This window comes from Streptomyces sp. ADI95-17 (genome assembly GCF_003846175.1).
Lineage (GTDB): Bacteria > Actinomycetota > Actinomycetes > Streptomycetales > Streptomycetaceae > Streptomyces > Streptomyces sanglieri.
Window position 1 is genome coordinate 135,900 of record NZ_ML123048.1, and the last position, 15,227, is coordinate 151,126.

The window sequence follows — 15,227 nt, forward strand, 5'->3', positions numbered from 1 at the left end:
CAGTACGTCGCGCAGGCCGGCCGCCGAGCCCGTCTCGCGCAGGGCGGCGACCAGTCGCATGGCGAGCAGCGAGTCGCCGCCCAGTTCGAGGAACCTGTCGTGCCTGCCGACCCGGCCGGTGCCGAGGATTCCGGCAATGGCGTCCGCGATCACGCTCTCCGCCCCGCCGCGCGGAGCAACGTAGGGGCGGGTGTCGGGGCGGCTTCGGCGCGGTGGTGCGGGCAGGGCCTTGTAGTCCGTCTTGCCGTTGCGGGTGAGCGGGAGCCGGGGCAGTACGACGAAGGTGTGCGGCACCATGGACGCGGGCAGCCGCTCGCTCAGCCGGGCACGCAGTGACTCCTCGGCCGGATCGTCGCCGGAGGCGGTGACATAGGCGACGAGCCGGGGCGGCTGGGAGGCCACCGGGGTGTGCGCGCTCTCCCGGGCGACCAGGGCCCCGGTGTCGTCGGGGGTGTGGACGACGACGGCACAGGCGGCGACGCCGGGGTGGGCGCCGAGCACCGCCTCGATCTCGGCGAGTTCCATGCGTACGCCGCCGAGCTTCACCTGCCGGTCCACCCGGCCCAGATACTCCAGTTGGCCGTCGGGCAGTACGCGAACCGCGTCCCCTGTTCGGTAGAGGCGGCCGCCGTCGGCGGAGAAGGGGTCGGTGAAGAAGGCGAGTGCGGTGCGCTCCGGGTCGCCGAGATATCCGCGGCCCACGACGAGCCCTCCGACGAACAGCTCTCCCGTCTCGCCGTGCGCGCAGGCGTGCCACTGCCCGTTCTCCTCGCGCAGCACGTACAGGTCGGCGTTGCCGATGGGCGAGCCGATCGGCAGATGGCGTACTCCGGCGGCCGGCGGGCCGAGTTCGGCGTGGGTGACGTCGTCCGAGCACTCGGTGGGGCCGTAGGCGTTGAGCAGCCGGATGCCCGGCATGGTGTCGTGCCACCGCCGGGCCAGCGCGGGTGGCAGCGCCTCGCCGGTGGCGATCATCCAGCGCAGCGCGCCGGGCCGCGCTCCCGCGCCCTGCTGGGCGTCCAGCAGGAAGCGGATCAGTGTGGGCACGGTCTCCAGCACCGTGGTTCCGCGTCGGCGCAGCTCCGCCAGCAGCAGGGCGCCGTCCTGTGCCTGCTCGTCGGCGAAGACCTGGACCCGGCCGCCGACCAGCAGCGGGGCGAGCATCTGCCAGACAGAGATGTCGAAGCTCAGCGGTGCGGTCTGGGCCAGCCGGTCGTCGGCACTCAGCCCGAGGTCGTCGACCTTGGCCCAGAGGTGGTTGAGCATCCCCCGGTGCTCGACGATCGCGGCCTTGGGGCGGCCGGTCGAACCCGAGGTGTAGAGGACGTAGCGCACCTCGCCGGGGGCGGGCGGCCCGGTCCGGGGGTACGGATGGTCCGCCGGTCGCGGTGTGGTGGTGGGTACACCGGCCGCGCGGGCGCCCTTGACCAGTTCCCCGCTGTCCGCCGGTTCGCCGGTGGTCAGCAGCAGTGCGGCGCCGCTGTCGTTGAGCAGGGTTTCGACCCGGGCGGCGGGCCAGCCCGCGTCGACCGGCAGATAGACGGCGCCCAGCAGCTCCAGGGCGAGGAACGCCGTGATGACGTCGGCGCCGCGCCGGCCGCCGACCGCGACTATCTGCCCCTGCGAGATCCCGGCGGCCGCCAGCCGTCCGGCGGTGCGGCGCGTCAGGTCGGCCAGCCGGCCGTATCCGATGGACGCCTCGCCGTCCTCGATCGCGGTCCGGTCGGGGTGTGCGGCGGCGAACCGCTCGACGTAGGCGTGGACCCCGTCGCCCAGCTCGTAGGGTTCGCGGCGGGTGAGTGCCGCGGCGACGGCGCGCTCCCGTGCCCCCGCGGCCAGCGGGAGCTGTGGGTAGTGCTCGGGCAGGCCGGTCACCGGACCGCCCGCTTCTCGGCCGTGACCAGCAGGTACTCGACGGGCACGCCCGTGCCGCGCTCGTCCGTGGTGTGGAATCCCTCGGTCATCTCGACCATTTCCGCGCGCAGTTCCTTCCATCGCGAGGGCGGCGAGATGGTGTTCCTCGCCGCGATGCAGGGTCCGAAGCAGTTCTCGAAGAAGGTCACCAGGTCCTCGGCCGTGGTGAACGGGTAGAAGAGTTCCCGGCGTTCGGAGGTGACCGTGAATTCGGGTCCCAGCAGTTCGGCGAGGTAGTCCGGTGATCCCCACAGCATGGGCTGCCCCTGATGGCCGTTGGGCGAGGGGAAGTAGGCGGAGAGGATCTCCTGGAAGTGCGCGGTCCAGCTGCGCGCCGTCCAGTTGCACATACCGATCCGGCCGCCCGGCCGCAGCACCCGGGCCATCTCCCCGCCGGAGGCGGCGTGGTCGGGCGCGAACTGGATTCCGTAGGTGGAGGTCACCAGGTCGAACGAGGCGTCGGCGAAAGGGAGTTCCTGGGCGTCGCCGCGGCGCAGCTCCACCTTGACGCCGGCCTGTGCGAACCGTTCGCGGGCGTCGGGGAAGAACTCGTCGGTGAGATCCAGCCCGGTGACGAGGCTGCCGCGCAGCGCGGACAGCAGGGCGACGTTGCCGTTGCCGGTGGCGACGTCCAGATGGACGGTGTCCGGGGCGGGGGCGAGCCGGTCGACCAGTTCGACGGCGCCCGGTCGCAGCAGATCGGCGACGTGCCGGTACTCGCCGTACGACCACATGGTGCGGTTGATCTCCTGGATGTTCTGATCGATCGTCATGCGGATCCCCCTCAGAGCGTGAGCCGGGTGCCGAGACCGGCGGCTTCGGCACGGGCGTGGATGCGGTCGGCCACGGCGACATCGAGGACCGACATCCCGAACGGGTTGCTGATGACGATCTCGTCCTGGTCGCGGCGGCCCGGGTGCCGTCCGGCGATCACGTCGCCGAGCGTGCCGTCGACGGGCCGGGCACCGGGCCGCGCGGTGACTCCCTGGCGCGGGGTGCCGTCGGGGCCGAGCAGGGTGCCCGCCCGGTGCATCCGGCCGAGCAGCCGGCGCGGGTCGTCCCGGACCAGGCTCCAGTCGTCGACGATCACCGTGCCGGCCGCGAGCACGGCGGCCTCGGTGAGGTCGTCCAGCGAGACATGGCAGACCAGCGCGCCCGGCCGCAGCCAGTCCGGCTCGATGTATCCCCTGGTCACCGTGGTGACGGGCACCACGACTTCGGCGTCCCGGACCGCCTCGCGCGGCCCGTCGGCGACGACCGTCTCGATGTCCGCCGCTGCGGGCAGCGTGGCGATGTGGTGGGCGACGGACTTCGCCCGGTCGGGGGCCACGTCGTACAGCGTGATGCGGCGCAGGGTGGGCACGGTGCGCAGCAGCAGCGCGATGTGTGCCTGTGCGAGGGCGCCGCAGCCGAGGAGTGCCAGTCCGCGCGGTTCTGCCACCGCGAGGTGGCGCACGGCGAGTGCGGTCACCGCCGCGGTGCGCATCGCGCTGATGTAGGCGGCCTCCATCAGTGCGCGGGGGCGGGCGGTCTCCGGGTCGAGGAGCAGGGTGAAGCCCTGGGCGCGGGGTATGCCGCGCGCCGGGTTGCCGATCGAGGCATTGATGGTCTTCATGCCGATGACCGGTGCCCGCCCCTCCTCGGTGAGCGCACCGGGCATGGCCAGCAGTCTGGCGGCGTCGCCCTGCGGGGTGGTCCAGCCGAGGTAGGCCTCCTCGGGAAGGACGGAGTGTCCGGCGGAGTGCAGCCTGAGCGCCTCGGCCACCGCCGCCACGATGTCCACGTCGCGGGCGGCCTCGATGACGTCCGCGCGGGTCAGATGGCGGAAGTGGCTGTCGGGGTATTGCTCGAAGTCCATGGCGGGCGGGGCTCCTTGGCGAGGGGGGCGGTTGTGGTGGGCGGTGCGGGGCGGGCTCAGCCGCCGGTGGCGGGTGCCGTGCGGAGCATCACGAAGGGGACGAGCGCTCCGAGCAGCAGTGCGCCGGCGAGCACGATCCAGCCCGCGGTGCCGAGGGCGAGGACGACGCCGGTCATCAGCACCGGGCCGGCGACCCGGTTGGCCACGGTGCGGCTGGTGTTGAACAGCACCAGGTAGGCGCTGCGCGCCCCCTCCGGTGCCAGGTCGAAGGAGAGGGTCCACGAGGCGCCGACCTGGAGCAGTTCGGCGAAGGTCAGCAGGACGACGGCCGCGCCGAGCACCAGCAGTGCCCGGCGTGCCCCGAAGCCGGGCGCGGCGGCGAAGGCGAGGGCGCCGCCGCTGAGCAGCAGCGCCGCGGCCGCATAGGACAACCAGGCCCGGCGGGTGGTGCTGTAGCAGCGGTTGAGCGGGTACTGGAGGGCGATGCACAGTACGGTGTTGACGGCGTACAGGACGCCGACGTAACGCTCCGGTACGTCGGTCTCGGTGACGAGCCAGAGCGGGAAGGCCACGTTGAGGACCGGCATCCAGAGCGACACCAGTGCGTTGTACGCGGTGAAGCCGAGCAGCCTGCGGTCCTTCAGCAGCTCCGCCACCCGGGCGCCGCCGGCCACGGCGGTGGCTTCCTCGCGCCGCGCGGTGGCGTACACCGCGGCCACCGCGACATAGGCGAGCGCGCCGCCGATCAGCAGCGGCCGGAAGGCTCCGGGCGCGCCGGAGCCCAGGGCGACTCCGGCGATCAGCCCGCCCAGGCTGATGCCGAGGTTGACGACGGTGCGCTGCACTGCCATGACCTTCGCGCGCAGGCTCTCCGGGGCGCGTGCGCCGACGTACGACTGGACCAGTGGGGGCGAGGACTGCTCGGTGACGGCGATGGCGGAGACCACGAGGAGGAAGCTCCACCAGCCGTCGACCCACAGGTAGCCGACGGTGGCCAGGGCGCGCAGCAGCATCACACCGATCAGCACCGGCTTCGGCCCGTGGCGTGCCGCCAGCCGGGCGATGGGTACGGCGGCGGCGAGGGCCACGGCGCCGCCGATGGTCAGGCCGGTGCCGACGGACGCGGTGCTGAGGTGCGCGACCTTGACGAAGTAGATGGTCGAGACGGCGAGGAAGAGTCCCGTTCCCGTCCACTCGATCAGCGTGGCGGCCTGCACCAGCGGCAGGAACTGCCGGTGGCCGGGGCGTGTCCGCTGCCGGTCGAGGGTGGTGCTGGTGCCCATGTTCAGTGCTCCTGGTGCTTCCGGTCGAAGAAGAGTCCTTCGCTGCGCAGTTGTTCCACGGCGGAGGTGATCTCCTTGGCGACACCCTGTTCGTTAGCCCAGTTGTCGGAGTAGAGGGTGTCGCGGTACTTGGCGCCGCCGTCCGCGGCCAGGCAGACCGCGAGCCGGTCATCGGTCCCGGCCTCCTCCTGATCGGTCAGCATCGCGCGGACCGCGCAGCCGCTGGAGCCGCCGAGTGCGAGCCCGATGTCCTCGGCGATGATCCGGCAGACGGCGATCGCCTCGATGTCGTCGACATGCACCGCGCGGTCGTAGCTGTGCGGTGTCTTCAGGAAGACGGACGGCCGGCTGGCTCCGATGCCCGGGACCAGGCGTCGTCCGGCACTGCCCGAGACGGCCAGTGAGCCGCGTACGTCCACTGCGATCGCGGCCACGTCGGGCCGGTGCTCGCGCAGGTGGGCGCTGATGCCCGCGAGGGTGCCGCCGGTGGAGACCGGTACGTACACCGCGCCGAGTTCCGGTCCCGCCTGCTCGGTGAGTTCGGGTCCGGTGGTGCGCCGGTGGAAGGCGGGCGCGGCCCAGTTCCCGTACTGGTCGGGCCAGCGGTATCCGGGGTTGTCCGCGCACAGTTCGCGCACCCGGCTCAGCCGGCTCAGCAGATAGCCGCCCAGTCCGTCGGGCCGGTCGACGACGATCACCCGCGCCCCGCTGTCGGCGAGGCTGCGGCGGGTGGAGTGCGGGGTCTTCAAGTCGACCACGGCGAGGAAGTCACAACCGAGTGCCGGCAGCAGCCGGGCCAGGGCGAGGCCCAGGTTGCCCGAGGTGGATTCCACCACCACCGTGCCGGGGACGAGCGGCCGTTCGTCGTGCAGCGACCGCAACAGGCCCACGGCGCTGCGGTCCTTCACCGATCCGGTGGGGCCGTGGTCCTCCAGTTTCAGTCCCAGCCGCCGGACCCGGCCCCGGTGGGCGACGTCCAGGCGGAGCAGGGGAGTTGTGCGAAGGGCCCGTGCCAGGACGGGATTGACACGCGACACGGCTTCTCCCTGTGCGATGCGTCGTGCGACCAAGGCGATGGAGCGACCGGCCGGCCCGGCTGCGCGCTCTCAGACCATAGGCGGGCGGCCCCCGGTGTCACCACGGCACTGCGGCGCACGCGAGTCGCCGTTGGCCAGAACATCGCTTGACGCCCCGCCGGTTCCGTCCGCGGTCCGGCGAAGGCCGAGGCACGGTCCGGTGCCGCGGCGGGCGCGGGGCGAACGGGTGCAGTCGAATTGGCCGGTTCGACGCCGGGCCGCGACCCCGGGGAGCGCGACGGCACGACCTCTCCCGAGGGCCTGTTATCTTTACGTGACTTCGCGACAGAACTCTCGGTCATGCTTTGGCCTTTGATCTGTTGGCGTCGATGTGCCGGCGTGTGGCGGCGGACGTTCAATGACCACTGCACGGGCGCGGTCGCGGTCTGCGGCCGCGTCCGGCCTGTCAGGGCTGGACGGAATGACACAGCACAACAGATTCAGCAGGGCGGCGCTGGCGGCACGAGCGGTGCTGGTCCCGGGGACGGGGCGCCGCAAGCAGACGAGGAAGCGCCCGCTCGCCCGCAGGCCGCGCAGACCGGACTACCCACGCGCGGGCCGGCGCGGCTGGCGAAGATGGGTTCCCTCGTGGCGACTGGCCCTGGGCTCGGTGCTGATGTTCACCGCGACACTGGCGACCGTGGTGGGGATCGCCTACGCCCGTACGGACATACCCGAGGACCTCAACGCCTTCGCCACCCAGCAGGACACCGTCTACTACTGGGCCGACGGCACGCCGATGGCCCGGACCGGCTGGGTGAGCCGCCAGGAGATGCCGCTGTCGAAGATCCCCGAACACGTGCGATGGGCCGTACTGGCGGCGGAGAACGCCGACTTCTACTCCGACCACGGCATATCGACACAAGGGATCACCCGCGCGCTGTGGCGCACAGTCGGTGACGGGGACACCCAGGGCGGGTCGACCATCACCCAGCAGTACGTGAAGAACGTCTATCTGTCGCAGGACCAGTCCTTCTCGCGGAAGTTCACCGAGATGCTGCTGGCGGTCAAGCTGGACAGCCGCCTGAGCAAGGACAAGATCCTCCAGGAATACCTGAACACCAGCTGGTTCGGCCGTGGCACCTACGGTCTCCAGCGCGCCTCGCAGGCCTACTACGGCAAGGAGGTCACCCAGCTCAACGCCAGCGAGGGCGCCTTCCTCGCCTCCCTGCTCAAGGGGGCCTCGCTGTACGACCCGGCGGTCAGACCCAGCAACCACGAACGGGCCGTCGAGCGCTGGCGGTGGACGCTGGACCGCATGGTGGAGATCGGCAGGCTGAGCCCGGCCGAACGGGCCACGTACACCACCTTCCCCGAGCCGAAGCCCCCGCACCGGCCCAACAGCGCGGGCGGGCAGAACGGCTATCTCGTACAGCTCGCCGAGTCGTACGCCAAACGGGCCGGGCACATCTCCGACGCGCGCTTCGACCTCGGCGGCTACCAGATCTACACGACGTTCGAGAAGCCGCGGATGACCGCCCTCACCCGGTCCGTCCGCGATGCGCGCAAGACCCTCGATCCCAAGCGGCGCAAGGCCGACCGCTCCGTCCGCTTCGGCGCCTCGACCGTCGCCGCGGACGGCCGGATCCTCGCGGTGTACGGCGGACCGGACTTCGAGAAGCAGGCGTTCAACGAATCCAACGCGGGCACCGTCCCGGCCGGATCGGCGTTCACCCCCTTCGTCTACGCCGCCGGCCTCCAGCACGGCGTGACGCACGGACGCAACGGACCGCGCTCCACCGTCACACCGGCGACCGAGTACGACGGCGACGACGACATCCCCGTCATGACACCCGAAGGCCCCTACTGGGACCGGAGCGGGAAGATGGTCAAGGGCAACAACGACGGTGACGAATCCTTCGGCCGGATCAGCCTGCACGACGCCATGGCGAAGTCCGTGAACTCCCCCTTCCTCCAGCTCGGCATGGACACGGGGCTGAAGCTGGTCCGCAGCACGGCGGAGGCGTCGGGGCTGCTGCCCTCCAGCTTCGGCCCGCCGGTCCCGGCGTTCGCGATGGGCAACTCCACCCCCAGCGCCATCCGGATGGCAGACGCGTACGGCACGTTCGCGGCCCGCGGGGTGCACACGGATCCGTACTCGGTCCGCAAGGTCACCCGCAACGGCGAACCGGTCCGGCTCGACCTGCCGAAGCCGCGACGCGCCGTCCGGTCCGACGTCGCCGACGAGATCACCAGATCACTCACCCAGCCCGGCGCGCCCGGAGTCGCGCTCGTCGGCCCGGTCGCCGTCAAGGCCGGAACCACCGAGGACGACACCGCGCGGTGGCACGTCGGGTACAGCCCGACCGCCGCCACCGCCGTCGTCATCTTCCGCATGGACCTGACGAAGAGCCTCGCCCCGCTGCCGCTCAAGGGCCTGGCGGGCGGCCCCGAGGACGACGGGAAGCTCCCGGCCCTGATCTGGAACACATACACGGAAGCCATGACCAAGTGACAGAGACCAGAGTGAAGTCGACCGCACGCCGAATAGGGGCCCGCCTCACACCCCGTATCGTCCTGGGGCTCGCCGCATGCCTTGTGGTGTCGGGCTCCGCGGCGCTGGTGCCGCTGATGTCCGACGAGACCTCGGACGCCCGCACCCCGGAGCAGGGCATCAGAACCGTCGCCGCGCCGACACCGACCGCCCGGGAGCACCGCGGGAGCGGCGGGGACACCGAGGAGGAGGAGTGGGACGGAAAGGTCAAGATCCTGGGCGACGGCTCCACGTCGTACACCGGTCCGCAGCCGTCCCAGCTGAAGGCCGAGCGGCTCAAGCCGGGTGAGCGGCCGCCGCAGTTCGTGGTGTTCTCGTGGGACGGCGCGCTGGAGGGCGACGACCACATGTTCTCCCGCTTCCGCCGTGCGGCGAAGGAGAGCAACGCACACATGACGTTCTTCCTCACCGGCATCTATCTGCTCCCGAAGGAGAAACGGGATCTCTACCACCCGCCGCAGCACAAGGCCGGCTCCGCCGCCATCTCGTACCCGACACGCGAGCACATCCGGATGACGCTGGAACAGCTCGGCGACGCCTGGCGGGAGGGCAACGAGATCGGGTCGCACTTCAACGGCCACTTCTGCGAGAAGAAGGGCGGTGGGGACTGGAGCAAGGACGAGTGGATCAGCGAGATCGGGCAGTTCTACTCCTTCGTGCAGAACTGGAAGACGAACACCGGCTACAAGGACCTCGACCCGCTCCCCTTCGACCCCACCCGTGAGGTCGTCGGCGGGCGAGCCCCCTGCCTGGAGGGCCAGAAGACGCTGCTCCCGGCTTCCAAGCCGTTCGGCTGGCGCTACGACGCGAGCTCGCCGGGCGACTTCCAGGTCTGGCCGTCAAAGAAGAACGGCATCTGGGACCTGCCGCTGCAGATGCTGCCGTTCCCCGGCAAGGACTTCCAGGTGCTGTCCATGGACTTCAACTTTCTCTACAACCAGTCCGAGGGCAGCACCGAGGGCGACCCCGCGAAGTACGAGACGTGGCGCAAGGAGGCGCGGAACGCGTACGTCGCGGGCTTCGACCGGGTGTTCCACGGCAGCCGTGCACCGCTGTTCATCGGGAACCACTTCGAGGACTGGAACGGCGGTATATACATGGACGCCGCCGAGGACACGATGCGGGAGGTCTGCCCCCGCAAGGAGGTCCGCTGTGTGTCCTTCCGCGAACTGACCGACTGGCTCGACGCGCAGGACCCCAAGGTCCTCGCGCAGTGGCGGACCCTCGACCCCGGCCAGCCCCAGAGCTGGAAGCAGTAGGCGGCGCGCCCGGTCGGTGCGGCTACGGGAGCCGTACCGACCGGGCGCCGTGACGCCTGCGGTCAGTTCGCCTTCTCGACGAACTCCGTCGTGTATGTCTTGGCGAGGTCCACCTCGGCGTTCTTCAGGTTCGGGTTGAAGGCCTTCAGGACCCGCTCGACGGTGGCTGGGCCGTCCGCGGGCATGACGCCGTCCTTGGTGAACATGGGCAGTGTGCTCTTGATCGCCTGCGCGTAGAGGGCCTTGCCGCCGCCCTGGGCGTAGTCGGCGGGCATCTTCGCGGCGATCTCGTCGGCGCTGTGCGTCGACATCCACTTCAGCGTCCTGACGAAGGCGTTGGCCAGCTTCTGGACGGTCTTCTTGTGGCTGTTGACCCACTCGGTCTGCATGTAGAGGCTGGACGACGGGTAGAGCCCGCCGAGCGCCTCCTTGGAGCCCTCGGGGGTCCGCATGTCGATGAGGATCTTGCCGAGCTTCTTGTCCAGGATGGTGGCGACCGTGGGATCGGTGGTCATGCCGCCCTCGATGGAGCCCTGCTGGAGCGCGGAGATGAACGTCTGTCCCGCTCCGACGGCCACGGGTGTGAATTCACTGGTCTTCACACCGTTGCTCACGGCGAGGTACTTCGTCAGGAAGTCGGTCGAGGAGCCGATGCCCGTGACACCGAGCTTCTTGCCCTTGAAGTCCTTCGCCGAACGGACCTCCCCCGCCGCCTTGTCGGAGACGATCTCGACCTCGCCGGGGGCCTGGGAGAACTGGACGACCGACTCGACCTGCTTGCCCTTCACCTGGAGGTCGAGGGTGTGGTCGTAGAAGCCCACCGTGCCCTGGACGTCTCCGGAGACCAGTGCCGTCTCGGCCTGGACGCCGGCGGGCTCGGTCAGGAGCTGGACCGACACCCCCTCGTCCTTGAAGTAGCCGAGCCGCTCGGTCAGCATCGCGGGCAGGTAGATGACCTTGTCCAGGCCCCCGACCATGATCTTGACCTTGTCGTTCTTGTCCCCGGAGGCCGAGGTGGAGTCGCCGCCACAGGCGGTGAGGCTGCTCAGGGCGAGTACGCCGACGACGGCGAGGGCCGGGATCCGGGTGGATGCACGCATCTGATTCACGTCCTTGTGAAGAAACATTCGGGGACAGTCGTGGTGACGGGGCGTCAGCGGGCGGTGTCGGCGTCGGCCGGCTTCCAGCGGAAGAGCCGCTTCTCCAGGAAGGTCAGCAGGCCTTCGGCCAGCAGCGCGACGATCGCGAGGATGACCATCGCGGCGTAGACACCGGCGGCGTTGAACGTGCCCTGGGACGCGGCGACCAGCAGGCCGAGCCCCTTGGTGGCCCCGATGTACTCACCGACGATCGCGCCGATGAGTGCGAAACCGAAGCTCACATGGAGGCTGGTGAAGATCCACGAGGTGGCTGAGGGAATGACCACCTGAAGGGTCACCTGGCGGTTGCTGGCACCCAGGATGCGGGAGTTGGCGACGAGATTGCGGTCGACCTCCCGTGCGCCCTGGAAGGCGTTGAAGAAGACGGGGAAGAAGACGAGGACGACCGCGGAGGCGACCTTCGACGCCGGGCCGAGTCCGAACCAGATGAGGAAGATCGGGGCGAGCACGATCCGGGGCAGCGCGTTGAGCACCTTGATGTACGGGCCGAGCACATCGGCGGCGAACCGGACACGGCCCAGCGCGATCCCGAGCAGCACACCGGCGATCACACCGATGACCCAGCCGAGCAGCGCTTCGTAGAGCGTGTACCAGATCTGCTCCCAGAGGGAGCCCTGGGCGGTTCCGTCGACGACCCAGGTGCGGATCTGGTCCCAGATCTTCGACGGCATGGAGAAGTTGAACGGGTCGATGACCGCCGTACGGGCCAGCCATTCCCACAGCCCGACGACCGCGAGGAGCACCGCGATCCGGCTCGCGGTCACCAGGTACCTGCGGTTCCTGGCGGCCCTGGCCCGGGCCCGGGTCCGTTCGGTCTTCGTCACGGCGGCGCTCGCGGTGATGGTCTCAGGCGACATCGAGGGCACCCCTCTCGCGGGTGATGCGGACCTCTTCGCCGAGCGAGGACCAGATCTCCCGGTAGATCTCGACGAACCGGGGCTCCAGCCGCACCTGCTCGACCTTGCGGGGGCGGGGCAGGTCGATCTCGAAGACCTCCTTGACCGTGGCCGGTCCCGCGGTCATGACCACGACCTTGTCGGCCAGCGCGATGGACTCCTCCAGGTCATGGGTGACGAAGACGACGGAGGCGCCGGTGCCGGCCCACAGCTCCAGCAGTTCGTCCGACATCAGGGCCCTGGTCTGCACGTCGAGCGCGGAGAACGGCTCGTCCATGAGCAGGATCTCGGGGTCGTTGACGAAGGTGGCCGCGAGCGCGACGCGCTTGCGCTGACCGCCCGACAGCTGATGGGGGTAGCGGTCCTCGAAGGAGGAGAGGCCGACCCTGGCGAGCCACTCCCGGGCCCGCTCCTTCGCCTCGGGCTTGGGCACTCCGCGGAAGCGGGGGCCCGCCATCACATTGGACAGCACGGTCCGCCAGGGGAAGACGGCGTCCTGCTGGAAGACGAATCCGACCTTGTCGCCGATGCCGCGCACCGGCTCGCCGGCCACCAGCACCTCGCCCTCGGTGGGCTCCTCCAGACCGCTGACCAGGGTCAGCGTGGTCGACTTGCCGCATCCGGTGGGGCCCACCACGGCGACGAACTCGCCGCGCCCGATGGTGAGGTCCAGATCCCGTACGGCGGTGTGGAGCGCCCCCGACGGAGTCCGGAACGCTTTGCTCGCCCCCCGCAGTTCGATGGCGGGGCTCGTTTCGCTTTTCATGGAGCGGGACGCTAGAGGCGCACCGAGGACGCGGGCACCCTTGCGCCCACAACTCGGGGTTCTGCTCATATCCCGGGGTTCTGCTCGTTCTGCTCACGGCCCCGGCAACGAATGCGCCACGAGGACTGGTCATCGGCGGGCGCGACGTTTACGTTGCGTTCACACGAGGACGAAACGGAGCATCATGTTCCTGGCAGGCGGAAGGCAGAGGGCGAGTACATGCGCATTCACTGGCCGCGCCGTGTCTTCGCCCAGGTCCTCCTCACCCAGGTGGTCATCACCACCGGCGTGACCATGCTCGTCACGGGGCTCTTCCTCGCCCCGCTCAGCCATCAGCTCGACAACCAGGCGATGCACCAGGCCCTGTCCATCGCCCAGACCACCGCCGCCGAACCCGGTCTGGTCCGGGATCTGCGAAGCACCGGCCCCAGCCCCGGCGGACCGGTGCAGGTCGAGGCGGAGCGGATCCGGCGGGCCACCGGGGCGTTGTACATCGTCGTGATGGACACCCGCGGGGTGCGCTGGTCGCACACCGATGTCGCACAGATCGGCAGACATGTCTCGACCGACCCCAGCACGGCGCTGGGCGGCCGGGAGATCATGCAGATCGACGACGGAACCCTGGGCCGGTCGGCGCGTGCGAAGGTCCCGCTCCGCGACGGGCGGCAGGACATCGTGGGCGCCGTTTCGGTGGGCATCGCCTACGACAGCGTTCACGACCGGCTGCTGGGCGCGATCCCGGGTCTGCTGCTGTACTCCGGAGCGGCGCTCGCCGTCGGGGTGCTGGCCGCCCTGGCCGTGTCGCGGCGGCTCCAGCGCGGCACGCACGGGCTCGCCTTCGCCGACATCTCCGCGTTGCTGGACGAGCGCGAGGCCATGCTGCACAGCATCCGTGAGGCGGTGCTCGCACTGGACGCACGGGGCCGGATCCGGCTGCTCAACGACGAGGCGCAGCGGCTGCTCGATCTGGACCAGGAGGCGGTCGGACGCGCGCTTGGCGAGGTACTGCCGCCGGGGCGTACGGCGGAGGTGCTGACGGGGCGGGTCGACGGCGCGAACCTGATCACCGTCTGCCGGGGCCGGGTGTTGATCGCCAACCGTATGCCCACCGGCGACGGCGGGGCGGTGGTCACCCTGCGCGACCGCACCGAGCTGGAGCTCCTGGGCCGTGAACTGGACTCCACGCACGGCCTGTTGGACGCGCTGCGCGCCCAGGACCACGAGCACGCCAACCGGCTGCACACCCTGCTGGGGCTGCTGGAGCTGGGCAGGCACGATGCCGCGGTGGAGTTCGTCGAGGAGGTGACGAGCGGTCACCGGGCCTCGGCGGAACAGGTCGCGGAGCGCGTCAACGACCCCCTGCTGTCCGCCTTGCTGGTGGGCAAGTCGGCCATCGCGGCGGAGCGGGGCGCGTCCCTGCGCATCTCGCCGGGCACCCGGCTGCCGGACGTGGTGGTGGACCCGCGCGATCTGGTGACCGTGCTGGGCAATCTGATCGACAACGCGCTGGACGTCGCCACGCTCATCGAGGTCGAGCTGCTGGCCGAGGGCAGTACGGCGGTGCTGCGGGTCAGCGACAACGGTCCGGGGGTGCCTCCCGGGATGCGTGAGCAGATCTTCACCGAGGGCTGGTCCACCAAGGAGTCCCCTGCCCACCGCGGACGCGGCCTGGGCCTGGCGCTGGTGCGCCGGCTGGCCGAGCGTTACGGTGGCGCGGCCCGCGTCACGGCCCGGGCCGGCGGCGGCGCGGTCTTCACCGTGGTCCTGCCCGAGGCGCTCACCGTCCGGCCGCTGACAGAAGTGGGAGAGTCGCGATGATCGATGTCCTGGTGGTGGACGACGATTTCCGGGTTGCCGAGATCAACGCCGCGTACGTGGCCAGGATCCCCGGCTTCCGGGTCATCTCCCGTGCGCACACCGCCGCTCAGGCGCTGTCGTTCCTGGAGCGCGACCATGTCGATCTGGTGCTGCTCGATCACTATCTGCCGGACGAGACGGGGCTGACGCTGGTGCGGCGGCTGCGCCAGCTCGGCCACCCGGCCGATGTGATCATGGTGACCGCGGCCCGCGACGTGGCGACCGTGCGCACCGCCATGCGGTACGGCGCGCTCCAGTACCTGGTCAAGCCGTTCAGCTTCAGCGGTCTGCGGTCCAAGCTGGAGAGTTACGCGGCCCTGCGCCGGACCCTCGAAGGGGTGGGCGGCGGCCGGGGCGAGGCCGGGCAGGAGCAGGTCGACCAGATCTTCGGCGCCCTGCGCACCACGGAGTCCGGCTCCGCGGCCGGGCTGCCCAAGGGGCACTCGGCGCCCACCGCGGATGTCATCCGCCATGTCCTGTCGGCCGCCGAGGGGCCGCTGTCCGCGCACGAGGTCGCCGCCCGGGCCGGTCTCAGCCGCTCCACCGCCCAGCGCTACCTCAAGTATCTGGAGGGCGCGGGCCGCATCAGCCTGAGCCTCAAGTACGGCGACACGGGCCGTCCCGAGCACCGTTACGCGTGGGCGAGGGCGAGCTGAGGGGCGGG

12 protein-coding genes are annotated in these 15,227 nt (G+C 70.6%); 4 read left to right on the forward strand and 8 right to left on the reverse strand.

The window, feature by feature from the left end:
* From EES42_RS23705 to EES42_RS23725, 5 genes are all read right to left on the reverse strand, one after another.
* A partial coding sequence (locus tag EES42_RS23705; RefSeq protein WP_206433554.1) for a non-ribosomal peptide synthetase occupies positions 1-1,875 on the reverse strand: 1,875 nt, incomplete at its 3' end.
* Entirely contained in the window at positions 1,872-2,687 is an 816-nt protein-coding gene (locus EES42_RS23710) for a class I SAM-dependent methyltransferase (protein ID WP_124720277.1), read from the reverse strand. The genes EES42_RS23705 and EES42_RS23710, both read right to left, overlap by 4 nt.
* A gap of 11 nt (positions 2,688-2,698) precedes the next feature.
* Positions 2,699-3,772 carry an ornithine cyclodeaminase family protein gene (locus EES42_RS23715; protein ID WP_124720278.1) on the reverse strand — a complete coding sequence of 358 codons (1,074 nt, stop codon included), beginning with the start codon at positions 3,770-3,772 and terminating at the stop codon, positions 2,699-2,701.
* A gap of 56 nt (positions 3,773-3,828) precedes the next feature.
* On the reverse strand, positions 3,829-5,055 hold the full coding sequence (locus EES42_RS23720) for an MFS transporter (RefSeq protein WP_124720279.1): 1,227 nt from the start codon (positions 5,053-5,055) through the stop codon (positions 3,829-3,831).
* Positions 5,056-5,057: 2 nt separating this feature from the next.
* On the reverse strand, positions 5,058-6,092 hold the full coding sequence (locus EES42_RS23725; RefSeq protein ID WP_164495300.1) for a pyridoxal-phosphate dependent enzyme: 1,035 nt from the start codon (positions 6,090-6,092) through the stop codon (positions 5,058-5,060).
* Between the two features lie 460 nt (positions 6,093-6,552).
* On the opposite strand from EES42_RS23725, the gene EES42_RS23730 reads away from it, so the two are divergent.
* Both EES42_RS23730 and EES42_RS23735 read left to right on the forward strand, forming a co-directional pair.
* Complete coding sequence (locus tag EES42_RS23730; RefSeq protein WP_124720281.1) at positions 6,553-8,586, forward strand: transglycosylase domain-containing protein; 2,034 nt, start codon at positions 6,553-6,555, stop codon at positions 8,584-8,586.
* Positions 8,587-8,702: 116 nt separating this feature from the next.
* Positions 8,703-9,884, forward strand: coding sequence for a polysaccharide deacetylase family protein (locus EES42_RS23735; RefSeq protein ID WP_241196603.1), 1,182 nt, complete (start codon positions 8,703-8,705; stop codon positions 9,882-9,884).
* 62 nt (positions 9,885-9,946) lie between these two features.
* Here EES42_RS23735 and EES42_RS23740 read toward each other — a convergent pair whose 3' ends face one another.
* From EES42_RS23740 to EES42_RS23750, 3 genes are read right to left on the reverse strand one after another with little or no spacing between them, the layout of a single operon-like run.
* The gene (locus tag EES42_RS23740) at positions 9,947-10,984 is read right to left on the reverse strand and encodes an ABC transporter substrate-binding protein (protein ID WP_124720282.1); all 1,038 of its coding nucleotides are present in this window, start codon (positions 10,982-10,984) and stop codon (positions 9,947-9,949) included.
* A 53-nt stretch (positions 10,985-11,037) separates the two neighbouring features.
* Complete coding sequence (locus tag EES42_RS23745) at positions 11,038-11,901, reverse strand: ABC transporter permease (protein WP_124720283.1); 864 nt, start codon at positions 11,899-11,901, stop codon at positions 11,038-11,040.
* Positions 11,891-12,706 (reverse strand): ABC transporter ATP-binding protein, encoded by an 816-nt coding sequence (locus EES42_RS23750; protein WP_124720284.1) that lies wholly within the window; start codon positions 12,704-12,706, stop codon positions 11,891-11,893. Before EES42_RS23750 ends, EES42_RS23745 begins: the two co-directional genes overlap by 11 nt.
* Before the next feature lie 219 nt (positions 12,707-12,925).
* Between EES42_RS23750 and EES42_RS23755 the strand changes: the two genes are divergently transcribed.
* Entirely contained in the window at positions 12,926-14,524 is a 1,599-nt protein-coding gene (locus tag EES42_RS23755) for a sensor histidine kinase (RefSeq protein WP_124720285.1), read from the forward strand.
* On the forward strand, positions 14,521-15,219 hold the full coding sequence (locus tag EES42_RS23760) for a response regulator (protein ID WP_124720286.1): 699 nt from the start codon (positions 14,521-14,523) through the stop codon (positions 15,217-15,219). Before EES42_RS23755 ends, EES42_RS23760 begins: the two co-directional genes overlap by 4 nt.
* Positions 15,220-15,227 lie beyond the last annotated feature (8 nt).